The sequence below is a fragment of the Pantoea sp. SM3640 genome (assembly GCF_015654165.1).
Lineage (GTDB): Bacteria > Pseudomonadota > Gammaproteobacteria > Enterobacterales > Enterobacteriaceae > Pantoea > Pantoea vagans.
In genome coordinates, this window is record NZ_CP064872.1 from 171,545 (window position 1) to 198,277 (window position 26,733).

Consider the following 26,733-nt stretch of genomic DNA (forward strand, 5'->3'; position numbering starts at 1 on the left):
ATGAATGCACCTTTCACTTACGCCTCACCAACGTTGACGGTTGATGCCTTAAAGCATTCGATTGCCTACAAACTGATGTTCACTATCGGCAAAGATCCCTCGATCGCCAACAAGCACGAGTGGCTCAACGCCTCGCTGCTGGCAGTGCGCGACCGGATGGTGGAGCGCTGGCTGCGTTCCAGCCGTGCTCAGCTCTCTCAGGATGTCCGCCAGGTCTATTACCTGTCGATGGAGTTCCTGATGGGCCGCACGTTAGGGAATGCGCTGCTGGCGATGGGGATCTATGACGATCTCAACCAGGCGCTGGATGAGATGGGTCTGGATCTGGCCGAGCTGATGGAAGAGGAGAACGATCCGGGGCTGGGCAACGGTGGTCTGGGTCGCCTGGCGGCCTGTTTCCTCGATTCGCTGGCGACGCTGGGCATGCCGGGCCGCGGTTATGGCATCCGCTATGATTACGGCATGTTCAAACAGAACATCGTGGAAGGTGAGCAGAAAGAGTCGCCGGATTACTGGCTCGAATATGGTAATCCGTGGGAATTCCAGCGTTTCAATACCCGTTACAAAGTACGATTTGGCGGTCGCGTTCAGCATGAAGGCACGAAGGTGCGCTGGCTGGAGACCGAAGAGATCCTGGCGATGGCCTATGACCAGATCATTCCGGGCTTCGACACGGATGCCACCAATACCCTAAGACTGTGGGGTGCGCAGGCCAGCAACGAAATCAACCTCGGCAAGTTCAACCAGGGTGACTATTTTGCGGCGGTGGAAGATAAAAACCACTCTGAAAACGTGTCGCGCGTGCTCTACCCGGATGACTCCACCTATTCAGGCCGTGAGCTGCGTCTGCGTCAGGAATATTTCCTGGTCTCCGCGACCGTGCAGGACATCCTGAATCGCCACTGGCGGATGCACCAGACCTGGGACAACCTGGCGGACAAGATCGCCATTCACCTGAATGATACCCATCCGGTGCTGGCGATCCCCGAACTGATGCGCCTGCTGATTGACGAACATAAATTCAGCTGGGACAGCGCTTTCGACGTCTGCTGTCAGGTCTTCTCCTATACCAACCATACGCTGATGACCGAAGCGCTCGAGACCTGGCCGGTCGATATGATCGGTAAGATCCTGCCGCGCCACCTCAGCATCATTTTCGAGATTAACGACTTCTTCCTCAAGACGATTCAGGATCACTATCCTGATGACCTGGATCTGCTGTCGCGCATTTCGATCATCGATGAAAACGATGGACGCCGGATACGCATGGGCTGGCTGGCCGTCGTCGTCAGTCATAAAGTGAATGGCGTGTCAGAGCTGCACTCCAATTTAATGGTGCAGTCACTGTTTGCCGACTTCTCCCGTCTGTTCCCGGGCCGCTTCTGCAACAAAACCAACGGCGTCACTCCACGTCGCTGGCTGGCGCTGGCGAACCCGGCGCTGTCAGAGGTGCTGGATGAGGAGATTGGTCGCAACTGGCGTACCGATCTCAGCCAGCTGGATGAGCTGAAAGCCCAGATCGACTATCCGGCGTTTATCGAAAAAGTCGCGGTTGCCAAGCATCAGAACAAGCGTCGGCTGGCCGACTGGGTAGCGAAGAATCTGGATGTGGTGCTCGACCCGAACGCGCTGTTTGATGTACAGATCAAGCGTATTCACGAGTACAAACGTCAGCTGCTCAACGTGCTGCATGTGATCACCCGTTACAACCGTATCAAGGCCGATCCGCAGGCGGATTGGGTGCCGCGCGTGAATATCTTTGCCGGTAAAGCAGCGTCGGCTTATTACGTCGCCAAGCACATCATTCATCTGATCAACGATGTCGCGAATGTGATCAACAACGATCCGCAGGTGAAGAACAAACTGAAGGTGGTCTTCGTCCCGAACTACAGCGTGAGCCTGGCGCAGATCATTATCCCGGCAGCCGATCTCTCTGAGCAGATCTCGACCGCAGGGACGGAAGCGTCCGGCACCAGTAACATGAAGTTTGCGCTGAACGGTGCGCTGACGATCGGTACGCTGGATGGCGCCAACGTTGAGATGCTGGATCACGTCGGGGAAGAGAACATCTTTATCTTTGGTAATACCACGCCGCAGGTCGAAGCGCTGCGTAAGGGCGGCTATAACCCGCGTGACTATTACGAAAAGGACGATGAGCTGCATCAGGTGCTGACTCAGATTGCCTCTGGCGTATTCAGCCCGCAGGATCCGGGTCGCTACCGCAATCTGTTCGATTCTCTGGTTAACTTCGGCGATCACTACCAGTTACTGGCGGATTATCGCAGTTATGTGGATACCCAGGATAAGGTGGATGCGCTCTATCGTAAACCGGATGAGTGGCAGCGCCGCGCAGCGAAAAATATCGCCGGCATGGGCTACTTCTCGTCGGACCGTACCATTCAGGAGTACGCCGATGAGATCTGGAACATTACACCAATAAGGCTGTAGGGTCCGGGCAGTACGCCTTTCTGACGTTCTGTGCGGCCGGGTAACCGGCCGCCACATTGCCATCTTCTCTTCAGACCCTCCCGCCATCCCTCACCCTTTTTCACAGGGTTCAGCGTCTCATGATTTCTGTGCCTGTATCTGCCCGCAGAGCGAGCCAGATCATTACACCCTGGCTGAGAATCGCTACTATGCGGGAAAGCAAAACGACCCGACAGGCAACCGCGGCCCATGAGTGACAACATCAATCAGGAAATTACCTTTCGCAAGCTCAGCGTCTTTATGATGTTTATGAGCAAAGGGAATATCGCCCGCACGGCGGAAGCGCTGGCCCTGAGCAGCGTCAGCGTGCACCGCGCGCTGCACACGCTGGAAGAGGGCATCGACTGTCCGCTGTTTATCCACAAAGGCCGTAACCTGGTGCCGTTGCCTGCCGCCTGGACGCTGCTGGACTACTGTCGTGACGTGACCACCCTGATGGGTAAAGGTATTGAAGAGGCGCGCAAGGTGGCGGGTATCGGTGTGGGTCGTCTGCGGCTTGGCACGCTCTACTCGCTTACGCTTGAAACCATCCCCCGACTGATTATGGGCATGAAACTGCGCCGGCCCACGCTGGAGCTTGATCTGACCATGGGCTCCAATCAGATGCTGCTGAACATGCTGGAAGATGACGCGCTGGATGCCATTCTGATCGCCACCGATGACGGCGAACTCAGCGATGCGCATTTTGATGTGATTCCGCTGTTTGAAGACCGTATCTTTCTGGCCGCGCCAGCCGGGGAGACGCGGGAGGGAACCGGCCCGGTGGATCTGCGTGATTTTGCCGACCGTGATTTTGTTTCACTGGCTGAGGGATTTGCCACCTATACCGGTTCGCAGGAGGCGTTTCAGATAGCCGGATTTGAACCGCGCATGGTCACGCAGGTAAATGACATCTTCTCAATGATAAGCCTGGTGCAGGCGGGCATTGGCCTGGCGCTGATCCCCGGACGGATGAAGAAGGTGTATGAAAATAACATTCAGTTGCTGCCTCTGGCTGAGCCTTATCAGATGCGTCAGCAGATTTCGATTGTCTACTCACACCGTCGCGAACGCGATAATGACCTGCTGGCCCTGGCGGCAGAAGGGCGGATGTACGCCCGTAGCCTTACTGACTGAGTCGTTTAGCCAGATGCAGCGCAACGTCGATACTGTTACGCTCCAGACAAATCGCTTCGCCCTGCCAGCCCGCCTGCAGCGTCAGGCCGGTCAGCACATTGCCAGGCGGCATCTCAATCGCCAGTCGGGCATCGCGCTGATTAGCTGAAACCATCGCATCATTCCACTGCACCGTGCGCGCCATATTAAAGGCGAGATCGTCAGCAATCTTTTCCGGCTCCCAAATCACCCGTCCGGTGGAGCCGCTGAGGTAAGCGCAATCGGGCCGCGAGAGGCTGACGGACTCAAATGCGCGCGCCAGTTCAGCGGCGGGTTTATCCAGCAGCGCGCAGTGCGACGGCACGCTCACCGCGAGTTTAACGGCTTTGCTGGCACCGGCATCCAGCGCTTTCTGCGCCACGACAGCCATATCCTCGTCACGACCGGCAATCACAATCTGCGTTTCCGCATTCAGGTTGGCGATGTAGGTATTGCTGCCAGCCAGCAGTTTCTCAAGACGACTCAGCGTTAAACCGGTGATCGCGGTCAGGCCATATCCCTGCGGATAAGCCTGTTCCATCAGATCGCCGCGCAACGCCACCAGCCGCAGGGCGTCGCTGAAATCGAGCGCGCCGGAAATCACCGCAGCGGGAAATGCACCAATCGACAGACCACTGACGATGTCCGGTTTCACCCCACGGCGGATTAGCTCGCGCGCCCAGGCGACTCCCGCAATCAGCAGACTGAGCTGGACGGCGCGGGTGTGGCGCAGCGCATCAGTGCTGTCGAGCCGGTCGGTCTCGTCGCCCAGTACCGCTCGCACGCTGTTTAACACCGCGTCGCCGTCGGGCAGATGCTGCAGCATCCCGGCACGCTGGGTGCCCTGGCCGGGAAAGGTAAAGAGTATTTTCATGGATTCTCCCTGCTCCAGGGTGAAGCGGTCAGTATCGGTCCGGTATCGGTTTTTAACAGCACGCGACCCTCACGCAGCCACTCGTTCAGCGCAAACGCGCCAGACGGCGTTTCCACCTGGGTATCTACCCGGCAGTCCAGTGCGTCAGTCTGCGTCAGCCACTGTTGCAGCGCATCGCGTGGCAGTGGCTCTGGCGCGCGGATCACTAAATCAAGATCGCTGGCAGCGTGCAGCACAAGTCGCTGCGTCGCCAGCGCATAACCGGTGCTGCCGGTAATGCCCCAGTGCCAGGGCCAGAGAGTCTCGCTGAGCGCAATCGCCGCGCGAACCGGCGCATAAGCGGTAAAGGGTGAATCCAGCAGCCATGTCCGTTCTGCCAGCCTCTCTGGCGTCACCATCCGGACAATATCGGCTGGACTAATCCAGCCGGCGGCGCGCTGCTCACGTCGTTCACCGCGCACACCCACCGGAATCAGACCGGATTCACGGTGGTCTCGCCGTACCACCACCGGCAGATCGGGATGCCAGAACGGGCTGACCCAGCTCTCTTTAACCGCGGCTAACGCGTCACTGTGACGCAGCCAGAGCAGATCGTGGGGGCGCGGCGCACTCATATTACATTCCTGATGTCAGCGTGATGAACAGCGGTAACGATAAAATACACAGAATTGAGCTTAACAGCAGCACGGCTTCAGCATCGGGTGACTGCACGCCAAAGCGGTTGCCGAACACCACGCCGAAGAAACCGGCCGACAGCGCAATCATCAGGATAGCGGTGATGGCGACTGAACCGTTAAGTCCCAGCCCCAGTACCAGACCCCAGGCGATAAAGGGCTGAATCAGCAGCTTAGCCACAGTACCGACGCCGACGACGGCGTTGAGTTTCAGCTGACGCGCAGAGAGGATGACACCCGTCAGGAACAGCGCAGCGGCGGTGGCCGCCAGGCCCAGCGGTTTGATCGCGGCCAGCACCAGATCCGGCATTTTAACGCCCAGCGCTGACAGAACCACCCCAATCAACGGTCCCATCACGATAGGTTTTTTTACTGAACGCCACATCAGGATCGGCAGCATTTTCAGCGTTGAACCGTGTTCGGTACCTGCGGCAAACGCCTTTTCACGTTCCAGGATCAGCAGGCACAGCGGGGTGAGCAGCACTGAACCACAGGCAATCGACACCGCCACGGAGAGGGAGGTGGCCGCATTTTCACCCAGCACGCTGGCCAGAATGGGCAGTCCCAGTGCGGCGTAGTTAGGCAGCGCCACGGTCAGCGTCAGAACGGCCGCATCCTGCGGTGACTTTTTGAACACTTTGGTCGCAAGGAAATAGACGGTGCCATAGGTAATCCACATTGCACCGGTGATCACCACAATCAGCGGCCACTGCGCCACAATGCCTGGCCACGGTGTCTGAACCGTGGCGCTGAACAGCGCGGCGGGCAGTGCAAAATCCATCACGAAGATATTAAGCAGAGAGACATCTTTGTTGTTGACCATTCCGGCCTTACCGGCCCAGAAACCCAGCAACATAATGACAAAGATCGGAGCAAGGGCATGAACAATTATATAAATCATAAATCACCTGTATTTAAGAAGAATTCTTTAAAAACAGCGATGTTTATAATTCTGAACACGGCCACTGCTCCGGGGCGCAATTAGCGATGCGCCCCGTCAGACCGGTTTCGGCAGGTTTATTTTTTTAGTTAATTACCAGGCCGCGCGCATACGTTCGCGAACCAGGGAGGAGCTGTGACGATTGGAGGCACCGAGGCGGCTTTTCAGGCTCGGATCCTGGCGAGCGTCGCTGATCGCCTTGTGCAGCGCAATCTCAACCATCGCCACATCGGCGTCAGACGGCGCATCAGGATTGCCCACGTTCAGCAGATCGGAGAGCAGGCCCAGCGTGGCGAAGTTATTTACGTCGTAAGCCATCGGTGGAATGGTCGCAGCCAGTTTTTCCAGCGCTTCCACGGAACGCAGCGTAATACGCGCCGCCGATGCTTTGCCCATGGCATGCACCAGCACACCCTGATCGTTGAGCGCAATCAGTCGGTTAGCCTGATAACCGTGTGCCAGGAACGCACCGGACATCGCTTTGCCGACAATCAGGCCAATCACCGGATGACCGTCAAGGCGTGCGTTGGCATACGCCCCCGCTGCACCCGCCAGCGCCTGATGAATACCAAATGCCTCTTCGCGGCGGCCATAGGCCTGACTTGGCACATCAATCACCGCCACAATCGGACGTTTTACGGCACTGTTTTTGTCTGCTTCGCGCGTTTCATTCACCACTTTCGCCAGCGTCCAGCCCTCCAGCAGACCGACTTCACCCTGCGCGGCGCGCGGATAGTGGTTTTGTGGATCGGGCACGACGGCAATAAAGCGGACGTTTTCGCCATTGAGCTGGCCGTCAGCCACCTGAACAGAGGCACACAGGCCGCTAAGACGCTGTGCATTGGGTGCGAGTTTTTCCAGCCAGGTTGCACCGCGGCTGCTTGTCTGAGTCATTATTTCTCCTCCCGGGCGAAAAGCTGTTTAATCTGCGCGGTATCCGCCTGCTGGCGGGTATCAAACTGCGACAGACGTGACAGGAAATCGGCATAGTTATCGCTGCGGTTCTGAGCCGGAACGCCTTTGGCAATAAACTCATTCATGGCGGTTTTTACCGCGTTGATGCCGTCACTCACCAGCGCATCGACCAGGCCGCTGGCGTAGCGGATTTCGCCGCCGGTCATGCTCCAGATAAACGGGCGATCGCGCGAGTCATACTCTTCAATGCCTGCTTCCTGCTCAATGACCTGTGGACCGTTCAGTCCCAGACGGGCTTCGCGCGTGACAATCAGGTAGCTGCAGAGTGCGGCAGCGATAGACATCCCGCCGAAGCAGCCAACGGTGCCGCTGACGATGCCGATAACCGGGGTGTAGCGACGCAGATCGACAATCGCTGCGTGAATATCCGCAATCGCCGCCAGGCCAAGATTCGCTTCCTGCAAGCGCACGCCACCGGTTTCCAGGCAGAGCACCGCCTGAGTCGGAATGCCGTTGCGATTGTCTTCCGCCGCCAGCTCCAGCGCTGCCGCCATTTTCGCCCCGGAGACTTCGCCCATGCTGCCGCCCTGGAAGGTGCCTTCAATGGCAACCACCACGGCAGGCTGACCGTTCAGGGTGCCGCGTGCGACCACCATGCCGTCGTCTGACTGAGGCACCACGCCCTGCGGGGCCAGCCATGGCGACATAATGCCTTCAAAGGGATCAAGCAGTTCGCGGTAGCTGCCTGCATCCAGCAGCGCATGGGCGCGTTCACGGGCCCGTAATTCAATAAAACTGGCATCGTTACGCATGGCTCACCTCTTCAAAAACCTGTTCAATACGGATACGCGCTACGCCGGGTGTCGCGCCGAAATCGTGAATAATCAGCTTTCCTGCGGGCAGGCCGTTAATTAAGTTCAGGCGGTCAAACAGCGCCTTCCAGCGAGCGTCGCTGTTATCCAGTGAGGTGGTGATATCGATGTTCAGTGTCTGGCCTTCAGTTGCGGTGTACAGCACTTCCATATCACCGGAACCAACGACCCCGGCCAGCGCTCTGCCATTGAGCAGGCGGTTAGCAGGTAAAGATAATGTGATGTGTTCCATAATGGCCTCTAAAAATAAGAATGTTCAGGCGAGCAGACCCGATCAATAAACAGCGTCGCGGCCAGCAAATCGGCGGCCCCGCCAGGCGAAGCATTGAGCGCCAGCATGCGCCGATCAAGCTGCGACAGCGCCACCTGACCTGCAGCTGTGCGGCAGCCTCCCGCCAGCAGTACGGCGCGTGCGCCCTGCTGCATGGCGACCAGTCCGGTCATACCCGCACGTGACAGCACGCAGGTATCGCTGAGCGAGGTCATGATCGCCATCAGCGCATCAAGACGGGCTTCACTTTCACTGGCACCCACCGCCCGGCTGGTCAGCAGCTGCGGCAGCGCCAGCTTCATCACGTGAGGAAACGCCTGTTGCGCCTCTTCGCGTGCGCCGGGCACCTGATAGCGGTGCGTCGCTTTTAACCCTTTGCTGAACAGCTTTGGCGCAGCCTGGTCGGGCAGGCTGGCCAGTGCGGCGGCGGTGCGGGTCAGCTGGTCGGCACTGGCAGCGCCACCGTGCATGGCCGCCGCACTCACCAGCAAGCCCAGCGCCCAGATCGCGCCACGATGGGTGTTAACGCCGCCGGTTGCCGCCATCATCTGCTGCTCACCGTCACGGCCCAGGCGGCCTACCGTTTCGCGCAGGGCGATATCAGCGGGACGCAGCCAGCTGTGACGGGCCAGCGCCAGAAAGGCTGGCATCAGGCTGTGAGCGGAACGCTCCATCAGCGCCAGCGTCAGATCCTGATGCGCGCCGTTTCCCCGACTGTCGACCAGACCCGGCTTAGGGCTCAGGCGTGCTTCATCGATCAGACAATCGCGCGCCATCGTCGCCAGCTGGCTGGACTGCGCCTCGGCTTGAGTCTGTGACAGGAGTTTCATTTACCAGCTCCGGAATTTAGCAGGTGGGTTGTACAGGCCATCTGACCATTCAACCAGGTCAGCGACGCTGCCCGCTGCCAGCAGTGAACGCGTGGCGTCAGAGCGGCGGATACCCATATCTTCCGGGTAGACCACTTTGCCGCTTTTACGCAGGGCTGCGACGCGTGCCGCATCCACACCCAGGCCGATGTCGGTAATGCCCGCAACGGCAGCGACCATAGCGCGACGCTCTTCAAGACTTTCTGCGCGATAGAGATAGGCGATGCCTTCCTCAGTCAGCACATGGGTCACGTCATCGCCGTAAATCATGACCGGTGCCAGCGGCATACCGGAGGTTTTGGCGACCTCAACCGCATCCAGGGTTTCAACGAAGGTTGGTTTCGCGCCTGCCTGGAAGGTTTCGACCATCTGCACCACCAGTTTTTTACCGCGCTGCATCGGGTCTGGCTCGGTGATCATGTTCAGCCAGGCGGGCGTTGCGTGACGACGGCCATGGGGATCGTGACCCATGTTAGGTGCGCCGCCGAAACCTGAAAGACGACCACGCGTCACGGTAGAGGAGTTGGCCAGACCATCAACCTGCAGGGTGGCACCGATAAACATATCAACCGCGTACTGGCCGGCCAGCTGACAGAAGGCGCGGTTAGAGCGCATTGAGCCGTCGCTGCCGGTAAAGAAGATGTCGGGACGGGCGCGGATATACTCTTCCATCCCCAGCTCACCGCCGAAGCAGTGCACACTCTCGACCCAGCCGCTCTCAATCGCCGGGATCAGCGTCGGATGCGGGTTCAGCGTCCAGTGCTTACAGATTTTGCCTTTCAGGCCGAGCTGCTCGCCGTAGGTTGGCAGCAGCAGTTCAATCGCGGCGGTATTAAAACCGATACCGTGGTTCAGCGACTGCACCTGGTGTTCGGCATAGATGCCTTTAATCGCCATCATCGCCATCAGGATATGTTCCTGTTTAATCAGGCGCGGATCGCGGGTAAACAGCGGTTCGATAAAGAACGGTTTGTCTGCGACGACGACGTAGTCAATCCAGGAGCCGGGGATATCGACGCGAGGCAGGTCGGTTTCGTCATCGACCAGTTCATTGACCTGGGCTATCACGATACCGTCACGAAACGCGGCGGCTTCCACCAGTGCCGGGGTATCTTCGGTACTCGGGCCGGTATAGAGGTTGCCTTTGCGGTCAGCTTTGTAACCGGCAATCAACGCCACATTCGGGCTGAGATCAACATAGAGGCGGGAATAGAGTTCGATATAGGTATGGATAGCGCCGATTTCCAGCTGGCCATCCTGTAACAGCTGAGACATGCGCAGACTTTGCGGACCGGAAAAAGAGAAGTCGAGTTTGCGGGCGATGCCTTTTTCAAAAATATCGAGATGCTCACTGCGGCCGACGCTGGGCATAATCATATGCAGGTCGTGAATCTTTGCCGGATTCACCGCTGCCAGCGTGCGGGATAAGAAGTCAGCCTGTTTCTGGTTATTCCCTTCAAGCACCACGCGGTCGCCTGGTGCAATGAGTGTTTCCAGTGCTTCGGTAGCTCTTTCTGAAGGAATGACTTTGCCATTAAGGGGAAAGGAAGCTATACGGCGCGCTTTTTCACTGCGGCGTGTGTTCCACTCCCGGGCAGGCGTTTGGCCTGTGTTCATTTCAACCTCCTGATTAGAATCGCTGTTGCTTCGTTTATGCTGAGGGAAGTCTGAGCTTTCTTAATGCATCGTTCAATTAAGCAAAAAAACTGAACGTTAGATTTAAGGTAACGATAGAGAAAGAGGGGGAGAGAGATAAGCGAAGGGTTAAGTGTAGACTGAGAAAGATGAAGTAAAAGTTACAGTGGTGAATATTGCTGGTCGTAATTAATTATCAATATAAATATTCAGCCATGCTTAATATTCAGCTAGCGTTAATCCTGGAGCGTGAGGATTCTGAACGTTTATCCGGTGAATATGCCATAAAAGAAGCAGGCCGAAGCCTGCTTTCTGTATTTTAAGTCTCTGTTCAGGAGGCCAGTGACAGAACGGGTTTTGCTTTCGCTGCCAGCCACTCGGCAACGCGAGCCTGCTGCTCTTTGGTCAGCCACATACCCTGTTTGGTACGACGCCAGATAGCATCATCCAGTTCACGCACCCACTCATGCTGCACCAGGTAGCGCAGTTCGGCTTCGTAGAACTCGTGTCCGAAGTTCTCACCCAGGTCATCCAGACTTTTCGCGCCAGCCAGCAGGGTTTCCGTACTGCTGCCATAAGTGCGCGAGAAATGACGCGCCATATTTTCGCTGATGAACGGATAACGACGACGCAGACTGGCTGCATAATCCTCACGGGTGCCGGAGATATTGCCACCCGGCAACACGCAGTTTTTGGTCCAGGCCGGACCGGCGTTCGGGTAGTATTTCACCAGTTTTTCCAGCGCATGTTCCGCCAGCTTACGATAGGTGGTCAGCTTGCCGCCGAATACGGAAAGCAGCGGTGCCTGACCATTATCGTCGCGTACGTCCAGCGTGTAGTCACGGGTGATCGCCTGCGGTGAATCGGATTCATCATCACACAGCGGACGCACACCAGAGTAAGACCAGACGATATCGTCAGCGGTCAGCTGCTTTTTAAAGTGCCCGTTGAACACTTTCAGCAGGTATTCGGTCTCGTTGTCGTCGATATTGACGTTTTTAGGATCGCCTTTGTACTCCACATCGGTGGTGCCGATGATGGAGAACTCATCCATCCACGGGATGACAAACACGATACGGTTATCTTCGTTCTGCAGAATATAAGCCTGCTTCTCGGTATGAACGCGCGGCACCACGATGTGGCTGCCTTTGATCAGGCGGATACCGTAAGGCGATTTCAGCTTCAGGCTGTCATCAAACAGCTGCTTAACCCATGGGCCAGCAGCGTTGACCAGGCCTTTCGCCTGCCAGGTAAAGGTTTTGCCGGTATCGACATCTTCCGCTTCAACCTTCCACAAGCCACCTTCGCGCCAGGCACGGGTTACACGGGTGCGGGTACGGACTTCACCGCCACGCTTCACCACTTCCTGCGCATTCAGTACTACCATGCGGGCATCATCGACCCAGCAGTCAGAATATTCGAATCCGCGCGTAATCTCCGGCTTCAGGGCCGAATCTGCGCCAAACCGCAGACTTTTACTGCCTGGCAGGCTGGTACGCTTGCCGAGATGGTCATACATAAACAGGCCGGTGCGGATCATCCATGCCGGACGCAGGTGCGGACGGTGCGGCAGACGGAAGCGCATCGGGAACGCCAGATGCGGGGCCATTTTCAGCAGGACTTCGCGCTCGGCCAGTGCTTCACTGACCAGACGGAATTCGTAATGTTCAAGGTAGCGCAGGCCGCCGTGAATCAGTTTTGAACTGGCAGAGGAGGTCGCGCAAGCCAGATCCCGCGCCTCCAGCATTAACACCGACAGTCCGCGTCCTGCAGCGTCTGCTGCAATGCCGGCACCGTTGATGCCGCCGCCGATCACGATCAGGTCTTTGGTTTCCACGTCATCTCCTCCGATGTTCGGAATAGTTCATTAATGTTCGTTTTCGAGCATAATAATAATCGCAAACCAACATTGACGCCAGCTTTTAACCGGGTAAAAACATTTTTGCGTGATATAGCTAACATTCTGCCCACCAAAAAAACAGATAGCCGTAACGATTGTCAGGTTATCGGCGTGGATTCTCGGGTTACACTACGCAGCATTACGACGACGCTGTTATGAGAGATTCCATGGAAATGTTCGAATGTATTAACGTGCAGCAGGCGCAGGCGCATCTGGCTGAGGGTGCACTGCTGGTGGATATCCGCGATCCGCAAAGTTATGCCCTGGGCCATGCGGCAGGCGCGCTGCATCTGACCAACACCAACCTCAGCGACTTTGTCAGTGGCGCAGACCACAGCCTGCCGGTACTGGTAATGTGCTATCACGGCAACAGCAGCAAAAGCGCGGCGCAATATCTGCTGGGACAGGGTTTCAGCGCGGCCTACAGCATTGATGGCGGCTTTGATGCCTGGCGTGCCGCTTTTCCTCAGCAGGTTGCCCTCGGCAGTGAATAAATTGCAGCCCGTCACATGGAGAGTTAATGATGCGCATTACCCAGTTTAATCAGCCACGCATGGCGCAGGCGTTTGTGGACTACATGGCGACGCAGGGCATCACGCTGCGCATCGAGCATGAAAATCACTACGTCATCATGCTGGATGACGAGAGCAAGATCTCAGTGGTCGAAAACGAACTTCAGCAGTTTTTGCACGACCCTAACCATCCGCGTTATCAGGCTGCCAGCTGGCACAGCGGCAAGACTGACAGCGGTCTGCGCTATGAGCGTAGCAACATCTGGGCGAATATCCGCGAGCGGGCCGGTCCGCTGACCATGTCCCTGATGGTGCTCTGTATCGCTGTGTTTATTCTGATGCAGGTGATGGGCGATCAGACCGTGATGGCCTGGCTCTCCTGGCCGGATGCCGACCAGCATCTGCAGGTCTGGCGCTGGTTCAGCCATGCGCTGCTGCACTTTTCACTGCTGCACATCCTGTTTAATCTGATGTGGTGGTGGTATCTCGGCGGCGCGGTCGAAAAGCGCCTTGGCAGCGGCAAACTGTTCGTGATTATGCTGATTTCGGCGCTGCTCAGCGGCTGGCTGCAGGCGAAGTTCAGCGGCATCTGGTTTGGCGGTCTGTCTGGCGTGGTGTATGCGCTGATGGGTTACTGCTGGCTGCGCGGTGAGCGCGATCCTGACAGCGGCGTCTATCTTGAAAGGGGATTGATCGGATTTGCGCTGGTCTGGCTGGTGATTGGCTGGTTCGGCGTCTTTGGTCTGGCGATTGCTAACGCGGCGCACGTCGCCGGTCTGGTCGTCGGGCTGGCGATGGCGCTGGTGGATACGCGTCACGTCACGCGTCGTTAGACAGGATATAAGCGGGTTAACAGGAGAGGAACGTGAAGCAGACGCAACGTCATGATGCGATTATCGATTTAGTCCGTCGTCAGGGATATGTCAGTACTGAGGAGCTGGTGGATCACTTTGAGGTCAGCCCGCAAACCATTCGTCGCGATCTCAACGATCTGGCCGATCAGAACAAAATTCAGCGTCACCACGGCGGCGCGGCGCTTCCTTCCAGCTCTGAGAATACCGCCTGGCACGATCGTAAAATGATGTGGTCAGCGGAAAAAGCGCGGATTGCGCAGCGTGTTGCCAGCCAGATCCCGGATGGGGCCACGCTGTTTATCGACATCGGCACCACGCCGGAAGCGGTGGCGCACGCGCTGCTCAACCACAGCGATTTACGTGTGGTGACCAACAATCTTAACGTGGCGATGCTGTTAATGGGCAAACCCGACTTCCGGGTGATCATCGCAGGCGGTGAAGTACGGACCCGCGATGGCGCGGTGATGGGGGAAGCGACGCTCGACTTTATTTCCCAGTTCCGGCTCGATTACGGCATCCTGGGGATCAGCGGCATCGATATGGATGGATCGCTGCTGGAGTTCGACTATCACGAAGTCCGCACCAAGCGTGCCATCATTGAAAATTCACGCTGCGTGATGCTGGTGGTGGATCACTCGAAGTTTGGCCGTAACGCCATGGTTAACCTGGGTAACATGAGTCTGCTGGACTATCTCTACACCGACAAAATGCCGCCCGCCAGCGTTATGAAAGTGATTGAGCAGCATGAGGTTCACCTCGAACTCTGCTGATTCCTGCTACGCCAGCCGCCCGGCTGGCGTTTTTCTTTGATTGCTGTCGCTTTTTTCCTCACTCACGTCTTTACTTAACGGTTGCTGGCACCCGGTTGCCAGCCCGTGCGCTTTCTATTTTTGCTTCACCTCATTGCGTAACAGAAGGGAGTGATATGCCGCAGCAAAAATTTAATAAAGCCCGTTTTAACGCCGCATTGACCCGCCAGTGGCAGCAGTTAAGTCTCCTCTCCGCACAGCAGATGACCCCGCACCAGGCGTGGCAGGCGGTGAGCGCGGCGCTGGCCGAACTGCTGGCCGCCCAACCGGCACCGCGTCCGGCGGTGCAGCAGCGTCACGTTAATTATCTGTCGATGGAGTTTCTGATAGGCCGTCTGACCGGCAACAACCTGCTGAATCTCGGCTGGTATGACGAGGTTAAAGCGGCGCTGGCTGAGCAGCAGCTCGATTTAACCGAACTGCTGGAGCAGGAGGTCGATCCGGCGCTCGGCAACGGCGGGCTGGGACGGCTGGCCGCCTGCTACATGGATTCAATGGCAACGGTAGGGCAGTCCGCCACCGGCCATGGACTGAATTACCAGTACGGCCTGTTCCGCCAGTCTTTTGACGAGGGTAAGCAGATTGAAGCGCCCGATGACTGGCAGCGCGAACGCTATCCCTGGTTCCGTCACAACGCGGCGCTGGATGTTGACGTCGCGATGGGCGGTCGGGTAGAAAAACTGGAAAACGGCGGTGTACGCTGGCATCCCGATTTTACGCTGCGCGGTGAGGCCTGGGATTTGCCGGTCACCGGCTACCGCAACGGCGTGACGCTGCCGCTGCGCCTGTGGCAGGCAGTGAGCGCGCATCCGTTTGATCTCACCGCCTTTAATGACGGCCACTTCCTGCAGGCGGAGCAGCCCGGTATCGAAGCGGCAAAGCTCACCAAGGTTCTTTATCCCAATGACAACCATCAGGCTGGCAAGCGGCTGCGCCTGATGCAGCAATATTTCCAGTGCGCCTGTGCGGTGGCGGATATCCTGCGGCGTCACCATCTGGCGGGGCGCAGCATTCACAGCCTGCCGGATTTCGAAGTGATCCAGCTCAATGATACCCATCCGACCATTGCCATTCCGGAGATGCTGCGCGTGCTGCTGGATGAGCATCAGCTGAGCTGGGATGAAGCATGGCAGATCACCAGCCGGTTGTTTGCTTACACCAACCACACGCTGATGCCGGAGGCGCTGGAGCGCTGGGATGAGAAGCTGATGCGCAGCCTGTTGCCGCGCCACATGCTGATTATTAAAGAGATTAATCAGCGACTGAAGAAGCAGGTGAAGCAGCGCTGGCCGGATGACAAAGCGATGTGGCACAAGCTGGCGGTGGTGGCTGACGGTCAGGTGCGGATGGCCAATCTCTGCGTCGTCAGCGGCTTTGCGGTCAACGGCGTGGCGGCGCTGCACTCCCGTCTGGTGGTCAGCGATCTCTTCCCGGAGTATCACCAGCTCTGGCCGCAAAAATTCCATAACGTCACCAACGGCATTACGCCGCGTCGCTGGCTGAAGCAGTGTAACCCGGCGCTGGCCGGTCTGATTGATGAGACGCTGAAAACCGAGTGGGCCAATAACCTTGATGCATTGATCGGTCTGGAGGCTTATGCCGACGATCAGGCGTTTCGTCAGCGCTATCGCAGCATCAAACAGCAGAACAAAGCGCAGCTTACAAAGTATATCGCGCGGCACACCGGCATCATCGTGAATCCGGCTGCGCTGTTCGATGTGCAGATCAAGCGTCTGCATGAGTACAAGCGCCAGCATCTCAGCCTGCTGCATATCCTCTACTGCTATCAGACGCTGTGTAATAAACCGGAAGATATCACCTTTACACCACGGGTATTCCTGTTCGGGGCTAAGGCCGCGCCGGGTTACTACCTCGCCAAAAATATCATCTACGCCATTAACAAAGTGGCGGAGGTGGTGAACAACGATCCGCGGGTTGGCGACAGACTCAAAGTGGTGTTTATCCCCGACTACCGTATCACCGTGGCCGAGCAGATGATCCCGGCAGCCGATCTCTCTGAGCAGATCTCCACCGCCGGTTATGAAGCCTCCGGCACCGGCAACATGAAGCTGGCGCTGAACGGTGCGCTGACGATTGGCACGCTGGATGGGGCTAATGTCGAAATTGCCGAACAGGTGGGCGAAGAGAACATCTTTATCTTCGGTCACACCGTGGATGAGGTGAAAGCGCTCAAGGCGAAAGGCTACAACCCGAAAAAGGTGCGTAAGCAGAACAAGCCGCTGGACGATTTACTGAAATCGCTGGAGAAGGGCAAATTCAGCGACGGGGATAAGCACGCCTTTGACCTGATGCTGGAGAGCCTGACGAAACACGGCGATCCCTGGCTGGTGCTGGCCGATTTCCAGGCCTATATCGAGGCGCAGCAACGGGTGGAAGCGCTATGGCGTGACCCCGAAGGCTGGACCCGCGCCGCCATCCTCAATACGGCACGAACCGGCATGTTCAGTTCGGATCGTTCCATTCGTGACTATCAGCAACGTATCTGGCAGGCACCGCGCTAAGGAGCAGCAATGAAGCAAAATTCACTCGATCAGGCCGCCCGTGCCGCAGGCATTTCACTGGATTATATCGACGTTAACGGCAGGAAAGAGGCCGTCAGCGATGAGACCAAACGCGCACTGCTGGCGGTGATGGCAGAACCGCAGAAGGCCAGTAAATCCCCGCTGCCACCGGTCGCGGTGTTCAGCGGCAGCAGTAAGCGACAGCTGACGCCTCAGGGCAGTGGCACTTATAGCTGGCAATTGCAGACCGAAAAGGGCAAGCAGCACAGCGGTGAGTTAACCGCCGGGGAGCCTTTTACGCTGCCGGGACCGCTGACCCAGGGTTATCACCAGCTGACGCTCACTAAAGGAAAGAAAAGCTGGCAGACGCAGATTATTGTCGCGCCGCGGCGCTGCTATCTGCCTCCGGCGCTGGAAGCCGGAGAAAAACGCTGGGGTGCACTGGTTCAGCTTTATACCGTGCGCTCTGAACAGAACTGGGGCATCGGCGACTTCGGCGATCTCGATCAACTGCTGGTGCAGCTGGCTGAACGCGGCGGCGATTTCGTCGGGCTGAATCCGCTGCATGCGCTCTATCCCGCCAGCGCCGGTTTTGCCAGCCCGTATAGTCCGTCATCGCGCCGCTGGCTGAACGTAATCTATATCGACGTCAGTCAGGTAACCGATTTTCAGCAAAGCGCGGCGGCGCAGAAATGGTGGAAAAGCGCGAAAACACAGAAGGCACTGACCAAAGCACGTGAGGCGGAGCAGGTTGACTACGAAGCCGTGATGGCGCTGAAGCTGGCGGCGCTGCGCCATGCCTGGACACACTTTCAGGCGCGTGACAGCCAGAGCGAAGAGCCTCTCTCCTTTGCTGCTTTTGTGCGTGACGGCGGTGACAGCCTGCGCTATCAGGCTGCCTACGATGGCATACAGCTGGAGCGGCAGGCAGACAAGTCGCAGCAGGGCGGCTGGCCTGCCTGGCCAGAGGCGTGGCGCAACAGTCAGTCGCCGGAAGTACAGCAGTGGTGTGAACAGCATGAACAGGAGATCGCCTTCTGGCAGTGGCTGCAATGGCTGGCGCAGCAGCAGTTCTCAGGCTGCTGGGCGCACAGTCAGGCGCTGGGCATGAGCGTCGGTCTCTACCGTGACCTGGCGGTGGGCGTGGCGGAAGGCAGTGCGGAGACCTGGCACGACCCGGAGCTTTATCGCCTCAAGGCCTCGGTGGGCGCACCGCCTGACCGTCTGGGACCGCTGGGACAAAACTGGGGCTTACCGCCGATGGATCCGCATGTGATGCAGGCGCGCGCCTATCAGCCATTTATCGACATGCTGCGCGCCAATATGCGTGACTGCGGCGCGCTGCGTATCGACCATGTGATGTCGCTGCTGCGTCTGTGGTGGGTGCCAGCCGGAGAGACGGCGGATAAAGGTGCTTATGTGGCCTATCCGGTCAACGATCTGCTGGCTATTCTGTCGCTGGAGAGCCACCGGCTGCGCTGTATGGTGATTGGCGAAGACCTCGGCACCGTGCCTCAGGAGATCGTCAGCCTGCTGCGTAAAAGCGGCGTCTTTTCATGGAAGGTGCTGTGGTTTGAGCAGGAGAAAGATGAGCGCTATCGCGCCCCTGAAGACTATCCACGTCAGTCTATCGCCAGCGCCAGTACCCATGATCTGCCGACGCTGACCGGCTTCTGGGAGCAGGGCGATCTGGAACTGGGCGAGAAGCTGGGTCTTTATCCGGGCGATGCGGTAAAAGCGTTACATGAGCAGCGTGCCGCACAGAAGCAGGCGCTGCTGGATGCGCTGCATCAGGCGGGTGCCTTACCGGCTCGCAGCCAGAAGAAGGCGGAGAAGCTGGCTATGACGCCTGCGCTGAACCGGGCGATCCATCGCTTCCTGGCGGATACCGACAGTGCGCTGCTGGGGCTACAACCGGAGGACTGGCTCGGAATGACCACGCCGGTTAACGTGCCGGGTACGGTGGATCAGTACCCTAACTGGCGACGCAAGCTGAGCAAAACGCTGGAGGAGATTTTTGCGGACAAGGAAGTGAATGCGTTACTGAAGGTCGTGAGTCAGCAGCGTCAGTCAGGAAAGAAAGAGAAGTAAGAAGGGCGCGGCAGCCGGACTGCCGCGCTTTATCATCAGTAGAACGAGTGTTCGCCGCGCTGATGCTCGGTAATATCGCGCACGCCTTTCAGTTCCGGGAAGGCGGCCAGCAGCTCTTTCTCAATACCATCTTTCAGGGTCACGTCGATCATCGAACAGCCGTTACAGCCGCCGCCAAACTGCAGGATGGCGTAACCTTCATCGGTGATCTCCATCAGCGACACGCGACCGCCGTGGCCAGCCAGCTGTGGGTTGATCTGCGCCTGCAGCAGATACTCAACGCGCTCAACCATGGGCGCATCATCAGAGACTTTACGCATTTTGGCATTCGGCGCTTTCAGCGTCAGCTGTGAACCGAGATTGTCGGTAACGAAGTCGATTTCGGCATCTTCCAGATACGGCTTGCTCAGCTCATCAACGTAGGCAGAGAGCTTTTCGAACTTCAGTTCGGTGTCAGTAGCTTCAACTGCATCGGGCGGACAGTAAGAGACGCCACACTCGGCTGTTGGCGTACCCGGGTTAATCACGAATACGCGAATCTGGGTGCCATCTTCTTGTTTGGATAGCAGTTTAGAAAAATGTTCCTGGGCAGAGTCAGTAATTCGGATCATGTCGATTGCTCAATAGTTGACTAATTTAGTTGGTTATAATACGCCCATCAATGACGCTCTACAAGGTACGGCACAGGCACCAGACCTGCACGCTGGCGGCACCCTGCGCCAGTAACAGACGACTGATTTCATCTACGGTACTGCCGGTCGTAATGACGTCATCCAGCAGGGCGATATGGCGTCCCTGCACCGCCATTTCAAGGCGGAAGGCACCGCGTAAGTTGGTGCGGCGCTGCCGGGCGCTGAGCTGATGCTGTAATGCGCCCCTGCGCCTGCGGGAAACACCTTCACGCCATTCACATCCCAGCCAGTGCGCCAGCGGAGCGGCCAGCAGTACCGTCTGATTGAAGCCGCGCTGCCAGCGTCGCCGCCGGTGCAGCGGAACCGGCAGCAGCAGATCGGGACGCGGCACCGTGCCACGCCGGTAAACATTCAGCCAGCTTAGCAAAAGCAGCCGCGCCAGCATCACCCTGAGTGCGGTTATGTGAGAAAACTTCAGCTGATTAACCCACTGGCTGAACGGCGGACAGTAGTCATTGACGCAGACCAGCGCCTGCCAGGCAGGCGGTTTAAGCTGGCAGCGACCACAGGCGACCTTTGCTGAGCCTGCCGGTAATCCGCAGCGTGGGCAGAGCAATGGCAACGGCGGTAATCCGCGCAGGCATAAACTGCAGATGCCGTGCCGGGCTATCCGTAACGGCATCCGGCATAGCCAACACAGGGCGGGCATTGCTAGCATAGCGATCTCCTTATCAATTTCGGGATAGTAACTGATGACGTCGCTCTACTGGCACACCTGCGGGGAAGGAAAACGCGATCTTGTGCTGCTGCACGGATGGGGACTGAATGCCGAAGTCTGGCAAAGCATTATTCCGCGACTCAGCCCGCACTATCGCCTGCATCTGGTCGATCTGCCGGGTTATGGCCGGAGCGGTGATTTTGGTGCACTGACGCTGGCGCAGATGGCAGAAGAGCTACTGCCTTTGCTGCCACCGCAGGCGATAGTCGTGGGCTGGTCGCTGGGCGGACTGGTGGCAACGCAGCTGGCGCTGACAGCGCCAGAAAAGCTGGCTGCACTGATTACCGTGGCGTCGTCGCCCTGTTTCACCGCCACAGAGCGCTGGCCCGGCATTAAACCGGAGACGCTGCAGAACTTTCAGCAGATGCTCAGCAACGATTTTCAGCGCACGGTAGAGCGCTTTCTGGCGCTGCAGACGCTGGGCACTGAAACCGCGCGTGCCGATGCTCGACAGCTGAAAGAGGTGGTGCTGTCACAACCGATGCCGGAGGTAGCGGTACTGGATGGCGGTCTGGAGATTCTGCGCCAGGTCGATCTGCGCGACGCGCTACCGCAGATCAGGCTGCCGTTCCTGCGACTCTATGGGGCGCTGGATGGACTGGTGCCGCGCCGGATAGCCGCTGAGATAGATGAAATGTTGCCAGATTCGCCTTCGGTGGTTATTGAAAAAGCAGCGCATGCACCTTTTATTTCCCATCCTGACAACTTCTGTCAGCATATTGTTAACTTTATCAGTAATTTATCAGGATAGTGCTGCTTTATATTGGCAAAATCGCTGACAGCAGCAATACTTCTCTCTGTGAGCAAGGCCGCTGCAATTTTATGTGATTAGTCACGGAAATGACTATGCCGTTCCATACTGCCTTACGCGTTTAGCGGCTGCTTACATCTCACAATGGATCATGAATGAGGGTAAACATAATGAAGGTTTTTAAATGGGTTGTGGCTTCAATGATGATGGGCGCGATTTCATTTTCTGCGATGGCAGCGAAAGAAGTCACCAAAGAAGAAGTTAAGACAATGAACCTGCAGAAGATTGGCACCGTTAACACCACGGCGGAAACCACCTCGCCAATGGATGCTAAAAAAGTGCTGTCTAAGCTCGCTGACGAAAAAGGCGGTAAATATTACCTGGTGATCGCCGGTCGCGAACACGGTAAATTCAGCGCCACCGCTGAAGTCTACAAGTAATTAACGTAGCCACATGAACTGCCAGGCATCCAGCTTAACCGGCTGGGTGCCATCAATTTTCTCTCCGCTCACCACATCCTGCAACGTATGCGCCACCGGCAGTTGCGTCATCACTGACCGTCCACTGAGATTAAACACGCACAGCAGTCCGTCGCCGCTCTCTGGCTGATGACGGCTGAGCACCAGCACGGCATTTTCGCTGTCATAGATCGTCATCGGATTATCAGGATGAAACGCAGGCTGGCGACGTCGTAACTGAATCAGCTGGCCAAGACGGGTATAAACCTGCTGACGCAGCCAGTCACTGCCCGCCAGCGCCGCCTCAATCTGCTGCAAATCATACTTCTGCCGGTTAATCGCCCGGTTGTGCCCGGCTGCGCGTACGCCATCATAATGGTTACGACCGCCCAGAATACTCTGGATATAGATAGCCGGCACGCCAGGAAAGACCAGCAGAATCGCATGTGCCAGCAAAAAGCGTTTCAGCCGCGTGGCGTCATCGTCAGCTTCGCTATTTAACGCATCCAGATAGGTGACGTTGATTTCATAGGGGCTGGTGGTGCCGTCGGGGTTGTTTTTATAGGAGACCAGCGCGCCTTCCAGCGCCAGATCGCGCACCAGCGCCACAATCTCCACCTCCGACAAAATGCCGCGTGCCGGATTCAGCCCGATACCATCGTGGGATGCCAGAAAATTGAAGAAGGTGGTGTCGTTGCTGCTGAGATCCAGCGAACTGGCCCACTGCCGCAGTGCGCGCGCCGATCCGGTATGAATGGCGTGCAGGACCAGCGGCGGCAGTGAAAACTGATAGACCATCTGCGCCTCATCGTGCCCGTTGCCCAGATAACTGATGTTGTCCTGATGCGGCACGTTGGTCTCGGTGATAATCACCGTCCCAGGCGCGACATGGTCGGCAATGGCGCGAAACAGCTTCACCAGCTGATGGGTTTTTTCCAGATGAATACAGCGCGTGCCGGGCGTTTTCCACATATAGCCGACCGCATCGAGACGTACATAGTCAGCGCCACGGATCAGGTAGTCGAGCAGCACGTTGACCATGCGCAGCAACACCTCAGGATTGGCAAAATTAAGGTCGATCTGGTCGGCGCTGAAGGTGGTCCAGATAAAGCGGGTGTCGCCATCGGCCATCTTAAACGGCGTCAGCAGCGGCGAAGTGCGCGGTCGCGTGACGGCACTGAGATCGGTGGCGGGCGGCATGCTGATAAAGAAATCGTTCCAGCCGGGATCCTGCGCCAGAAAGTGGCGGAACCAGGCGCTCCGTGACGACATGTGGTTGCAGACGAAGTCAAACATCAGCCGGGTTTCCTGATGCAGGCGCGCAATATCCTGCCAGTCGCCGCACTGCGGATCGACCTGATGATAATCAATCACCGAAAAGCCGTCATCGGACGACCAGGGAAAAAAGGGCAGCAGGTGGACCAGCGGAAACGTGGATTGCAGATGCTGCTGATAGAAACGGGAAAAGGTGCTGAGCGTGGGTTTACCGGCTTCCCGAAACTGATCGGCGTAGGTGATCAGCACCACATCCTGTTCATCCCAGTGTGCCTTACGTGGCAGCTTAATCGCCTCACGGGCGGTAGCGATGTCAGCCTGCAGGCGCGCAAAGGTCGCCTCCGGGAATGTGCCAGCATAAATCTTCTCAATCAGATCGGTGATCGTTTCCATCGTGAATTGGGTGCCACAGCAGGTGTTGTTTTTATGACAGGCATCTTTTTAGCGTAGCGCGATGGCGGGGATTTTCAACCGGGGAGAAGGGTGTGAAAGGGGGGCCAGTTGATGGCCCCCTGAAAAGCTTAGCGTTTTTTACCGAACGCCGCAGCCAGCGCATCACCCATCGCGCTGTTACCCGCGGACGTGCTGACCGGACGTGGACGGCCTTTACCGGCGGCCGGACGTTTCTCTTCGCGCGGGGCGGCATTCTTCGCGCCGCCACGTGCATTGCTTTCGCCTGGCTGCTCATCAAGACGCATGGTCAGGGCAATACGTTTACGCTGGAGATCGACTTCCATCACTTTCACTTTGACGATATCACCCGCTTTCACCACCTGATGTGGATCTTCCACAAAGCGGTCAGAAAGCGACGAGATATGGACCAGGCCATCCTGATGCACGCCGATATCCACAAACGCACCGAAGTTAGTGACGTTGGTGACAGCACCTTCGAGGATCATGCCCGGCGTCAGATCGTTCAGCGTTTCCACGCCTTCCGCAAACTGCGCGGTTTTGAACTCAGGACGGGGATCGCGGCCCGGCTTCTCCAGCTCTTTCATGATGTCGGTAACGGTCGGCAGACCAAAACGTTCATCAATGAAATCGCGGGCGCTGAGATTACGCAGGCTGCCCGCGTTGCCCATCAGATCGCTCAGTGCCTGCTCGGTGGCGGCCAGAATACGCTCCACGACCGGGTAAGCTTCCGGGTGGACGGTCGAAGCATCCAGCGGATTGTCGCCGTGGTTAATGCGCAGGAAGCCCGCACACTGCTCAAAGGCTTTTGGCCCAAGACGGCTCACTTTCAGCAGCTGCTGGCGATTCTGGAAGCGGCCATTCTCATCACGCCAGCCGACAATGTTTTGCGCCATCATGCGCGTCAGGCCCGCGACGCGGGTCAGCAGCGGCACCGAGGCGGTATTCAGGTCCACGCCGACGGCGTTCACGCAATCCTCGACGACGGCGTCGAGTTTCTTCGCCAGCTGGCTCTGGCTGACATCATGCTGATACTGGCCGACACCGATTGATTTCGGATCGATTTTCACCAGCTCGGCCAGCGGATCCTGCAGACGGCGGGCAATCGACACCGCGCCGCGCAGCGAAACATCGAGATCCGGGAATTCCAGCGCCGCCAGTTCAGAGGCTGAGTAGACCGATGCGCCAGCTTCGCTGACAATCACTTTCTGTGCCGTGACCTGCGGGAACTGCTGCTGCAGATCCAGGAAGAAACGCTCGGTTTCACGGGAAGCGGTACCGTTGCCAATCGCCACCAGCTCGACCTGATGCTTAATGCAGAGCGCGGCAACAGCGGCAGCGGCTTTGGCGGTCTGGCCGGTGTGCGGATAAACGGTATCGGTCGCCACGACTTTGCCGGTGGCATCGACCACAGCGACCTTAACGCCGGTACGCAGGCCGGGATCCAGTCCCATGGTGGCACGCATGCCCGCCGGGGCTGCCATCAGCAGGTCGTGCAGGTTGCGGGCAAAGACGTTGATCGCTTCATCTTCTGCGCGTTCGCGCACCGTACCCATCAGTTCGGTTTCCAGATGCAGCATCACCTTGATGCGCCACGTCCAGCTCACGACGGCTTTACGCCAGCTGTCGGCAGGGGCGTTATTCAGGCGCAGGTTCAGGTGTTCAGCAATCAGGGTTTCGCCGTGGCTTTCACGCGGTGCTTCGTCGAACTGCGGATCGGCATTGAGCGAGAGTTGCAGCACGCCTTCGTTGCGGCCACGCAGCATTGCCAGCGCACGATGCGACGGTACGGTGCTCAGCGCTTCATGATGATCAAAGTAGTCACGGAACTTCGCGCCCGCTTCCTCTTTGCCTTCCACTACGCGTGAGACCAGGTGGGCATTTTTCCACAGGTAGTTACGCACTTTGGCCAGCAGCGCGGCATCCTCGGCGAAACGCTCCATCAGAATGTAGCGGGCACCATCCAGCGCGGCACGGACGTCTGCGACGCCTTTATCAGCATCGACATACTGCTCCGCCAGCTGCTCAGGGATGTGCGACGGATCCTGCCACAGTGTGTCCGCCAGCGGTTCCAGACCGGCTTCAATCGCGATCTGTCCACGCGTGCGGCGTTTCTGTTTGTAGGGCAGGTAGAGGTCTTCAAGCTCGGTTTTGCTGAGGGTGGTATTGATGGCGCGGGCGAGGTCGTCAGTCAGTTTTCCCTGATCGTCAATCGACTTCAGAATCGACTGGCGTCGCTCTTCAAGTTCACGCAGATAGCTGAGGCGGGTTTCCAGCTGGCGGAGTTGGGTATCATCCAGGCCGCCGGTGACCTCTTTACGATAGCGTGCGATAAACGGCACGGTATTCCCTTCATCTAACAGGCGAACGGCGGCATCAACCTGCTCTGGTCGCGCCTGTAGCTCACTGGCAATTATCTGGCTCAGAACTTTCATCATCAGGACTGTCTTGCTTTCCGGGTTGAGAAATAGCCGACAGTTATACGGATTGATGGTCAAAATTGCCAGAGACGCGGGCGGCTTTCAGCGATAATCTGAATCGTTATTGCGGGTAGTCAATCGCGTTGACATACCACAGTGCCGGACCCAGTGGCGTCTCAACGGTGGCGGCATCGCCGACCTCTTTTTTCAGCAGCGCCCGCGCCATCGGCGAGTCGATTGAGATGTAATCTTTGCGGCCAAAAATCTCATCGTAGCCCACAATGCGGAAGCGTTTGAGGTCGCCCTCATCGTTTTCAATTTCTACCCAGGCACCAAAGAAGACTTTGCCATCCTGCTGGGGGGAATAGTCAACAATACGCAGCTGTTCAAGACTTTTGGTCAGATAGCGAACGCGGCGGTCAATTTCACGCAGCCGTTTTTTGTTGTACTGATAATCGGCATTTTCACTGCGATCGCCAAGACTGGCAGCCCAGGTGACTTTTTTCGTCACTTCCGGTCGCTCTTCACGCCATAAATAGTCGAGTTCCGCTTTTAGCTTATCGAAGCCTTCGCGGGTAATAAGTCGGGTTTTCATGCTATACCGGCCACAGTGATCTCAGGAGCGACAGTGTAAGGCAAAGAGGGCGCA

Annotated in this window: 23 protein-coding genes; 9 read left to right on the forward strand and 14 right to left on the reverse strand. The window is 57.5% G+C overall.

The annotated features are described in order from the left end of the window. Both glgP and IV493_RS00780 read left to right on the forward strand, forming a co-directional pair. Positions 1-2,448 (forward strand): glycogen phosphorylase, encoded by a 2,448-nt coding sequence (gene glgP, locus IV493_RS00775; RefSeq protein ID WP_013359317.1) that lies wholly within the window; start codon positions 1-3, stop codon positions 2,446-2,448. 228 nt (positions 2,449-2,676) lie between these two features. Continuing rightward, positions 2,677-3,603: a LysR family transcriptional regulator gene (locus tag IV493_RS00780; RefSeq protein WP_033784187.1), complete on the forward strand. Its 927-nt coding sequence runs from the start codon at positions 2,677-2,679 to the stop codon at positions 3,601-3,603. Here the strand turns inward: IV493_RS00780 and mdcH are convergent. The 9 genes from mdcH to glpD form a co-directional block, all read right to left on the reverse strand. Continuing rightward, complete coding sequence (gene mdcH / locus IV493_RS00785; RefSeq protein ID WP_095706574.1) at positions 3,593-4,495, reverse strand: malonate decarboxylase subunit epsilon; 903 nt, start codon at positions 4,493-4,495, stop codon at positions 3,593-3,595. The genes IV493_RS00780 and mdcH overlap by 11 nt on opposite strands. Next, a complete protein-coding gene (locus IV493_RS00790; RefSeq protein WP_013359314.1) occupies positions 4,492-5,109 on the reverse strand; it encodes a malonate decarboxylase holo-ACP synthase in 618 nt (205 codons plus the stop codon). Before IV493_RS00790 ends, mdcH begins: the two co-directional genes overlap by 4 nt. Before the next feature lies 1 nt (position 5,110). After that, a complete protein-coding gene (locus IV493_RS00795; RefSeq protein WP_195857613.1) occupies positions 5,111-6,070 on the reverse strand; it encodes an AEC family transporter in 960 nt (319 codons plus the stop codon). Between the two features lie 132 nt (positions 6,071-6,202). Next, the gene (mdcE, locus tag IV493_RS00800; protein ID WP_013359312.1) at positions 6,203-7,003 is read right to left on the reverse strand and encodes a biotin-independent malonate decarboxylase subunit gamma; all 801 of its coding nucleotides are present in this window, start codon (positions 7,001-7,003) and stop codon (positions 6,203-6,205) included. Next, positions 7,003-7,836, reverse strand: a complete 834-nt coding sequence (locus IV493_RS00805) for a biotin-independent malonate decarboxylase subunit beta (protein WP_013359311.1) — start codon at positions 7,834-7,836, stop codon at positions 7,003-7,005. The genes mdcE and IV493_RS00805 overlap by 1 nt, the downstream gene beginning before the upstream one ends. After that, the gene (gene mdcC / locus IV493_RS00810) at positions 7,829-8,128 is read right to left on the reverse strand and encodes a malonate decarboxylase acyl carrier protein (RefSeq protein ID WP_033784182.1); all 300 of its coding nucleotides are present in this window, start codon (positions 8,126-8,128) and stop codon (positions 7,829-7,831) included. Before mdcC ends, IV493_RS00805 begins: the two co-directional genes overlap by 8 nt. 8 nt (positions 8,129-8,136) lie before the next feature. Then, positions 8,137-8,997, reverse strand: coding sequence for a triphosphoribosyl-dephospho-CoA synthase (locus tag IV493_RS00815; RefSeq protein ID WP_095706576.1), 861 nt, complete (start codon positions 8,995-8,997; stop codon positions 8,137-8,139). Continuing rightward, complete coding sequence (mdcA, locus tag IV493_RS00820; protein WP_195857614.1) at positions 8,998-10,653, reverse strand: malonate decarboxylase subunit alpha; 1,656 nt, start codon at positions 10,651-10,653, stop codon at positions 8,998-9,000. Positions 10,654-11,002: 349 nt separating this feature from the next. Beyond that, a complete protein-coding gene (glpD, locus tag IV493_RS00825) occupies positions 11,003-12,508 on the reverse strand; it encodes a glycerol-3-phosphate dehydrogenase (protein ID WP_013359306.1) in 1,506 nt (501 codons plus the stop codon). A 230-nt stretch (positions 12,509-12,738) separates the two neighbouring features. Here glpD and glpE point away from each other — a divergent pair, with 230 nt between their 5' ends. From glpE to malQ, 5 genes are all read left to right on the forward strand, one after another. Beyond that, positions 12,739-13,065: a thiosulfate sulfurtransferase GlpE gene (gene glpE / locus IV493_RS00830; RefSeq protein ID WP_049788879.1), complete on the forward strand. Its 327-nt coding sequence runs from the start codon at positions 12,739-12,741 to the stop codon at positions 13,063-13,065. 29 nt (positions 13,066-13,094) lie between these two features. Further along, complete coding sequence (gene glpG, locus IV493_RS00835; RefSeq protein WP_013359304.1) at positions 13,095-13,916, forward strand: rhomboid family intramembrane serine protease GlpG; 822 nt, start codon at positions 13,095-13,097, stop codon at positions 13,914-13,916. Between the two features lie 32 nt (positions 13,917-13,948). Next, a complete protein-coding gene (locus IV493_RS00840) occupies positions 13,949-14,707 on the forward strand; it encodes a DeoR/GlpR family transcriptional regulator (protein ID WP_013359303.1) in 759 nt (252 codons plus the stop codon). A gap of 155 nt (positions 14,708-14,862) precedes the next feature. Beyond that, the gene (malP, locus tag IV493_RS00845) at positions 14,863-17,268 is read left to right on the forward strand and encodes a maltodextrin phosphorylase (RefSeq protein ID WP_195857615.1); all 2,406 of its coding nucleotides are present in this window, start codon (positions 14,863-14,865) and stop codon (positions 17,266-17,268) included. A 9-nt stretch (positions 17,269-17,277) separates the two neighbouring features. Continuing rightward, a complete protein-coding gene (gene malQ, locus IV493_RS00850) occupies positions 17,278-19,359 on the forward strand; it encodes a 4-alpha-glucanotransferase (protein ID WP_195857616.1) in 2,082 nt (693 codons plus the stop codon). 35 nt (positions 19,360-19,394) lie between these two features. On the opposite strand, the gene nfuA is transcribed toward malQ, so the two are convergent. Further along, entirely contained in the window at positions 19,395-19,970 is a 576-nt protein-coding gene (gene nfuA, locus IV493_RS00855; RefSeq protein WP_010253194.1) for a Fe-S biogenesis protein NfuA, read from the reverse strand. A gap of 58 nt (positions 19,971-20,028) precedes the next feature. Further along, on the reverse strand, positions 20,029-20,709 hold the full coding sequence (gene gntX / locus IV493_RS00860; protein ID WP_033784173.1) for a DNA utilization protein GntX: 681 nt from the start codon (positions 20,707-20,709) through the stop codon (positions 20,029-20,031). A 34-nt stretch (positions 20,710-20,743) separates the two neighbouring features. Between gntX and bioH the strand changes: the two genes are divergently transcribed. Next, positions 20,744-21,520 (forward strand): pimeloyl-ACP methyl ester esterase BioH, encoded by a 777-nt coding sequence (bioH, locus tag IV493_RS00865; RefSeq protein WP_147789592.1) that lies wholly within the window; start codon positions 20,744-20,746, stop codon positions 21,518-21,520. 170 nt (positions 21,521-21,690) lie between these two features. Next, positions 21,691-21,960 carry a YdgH/BhsA/McbA-like domain containing protein gene (locus IV493_RS00870; RefSeq protein WP_003853019.1) on the forward strand — a complete coding sequence of 90 codons (270 nt, stop codon included), beginning with the start codon at positions 21,691-21,693 and terminating at the stop codon, positions 21,958-21,960. Here IV493_RS00870 and IV493_RS00875 read toward each other — a convergent pair whose 3' ends face one another. From IV493_RS00875 to greB, 3 genes are all read right to left on the reverse strand, one after another. After that, positions 21,961-23,646 carry a sugar phosphorylase gene (locus tag IV493_RS00875; protein ID WP_195857617.1) on the reverse strand — a complete coding sequence of 562 codons (1,686 nt, stop codon included), beginning with the start codon at positions 23,644-23,646 and terminating at the stop codon, positions 21,961-21,963. Between the two features lie 128 nt (positions 23,647-23,774). Then, on the reverse strand, positions 23,775-26,102 hold the full coding sequence (locus IV493_RS00880) for a Tex family protein (protein WP_033784169.1): 2,328 nt from the start codon (positions 26,100-26,102) through the stop codon (positions 23,775-23,777). Positions 26,103-26,205: 103 nt separating this feature from the next. Continuing rightward, positions 26,206-26,679 carry a transcription elongation factor GreB gene (gene greB / locus IV493_RS00885; protein ID WP_013359296.1) on the reverse strand — a complete coding sequence of 158 codons (474 nt, stop codon included), beginning with the start codon at positions 26,677-26,679 and terminating at the stop codon, positions 26,206-26,208. Between the last annotated feature and the right edge of the window lie 54 nt (positions 26,680-26,733).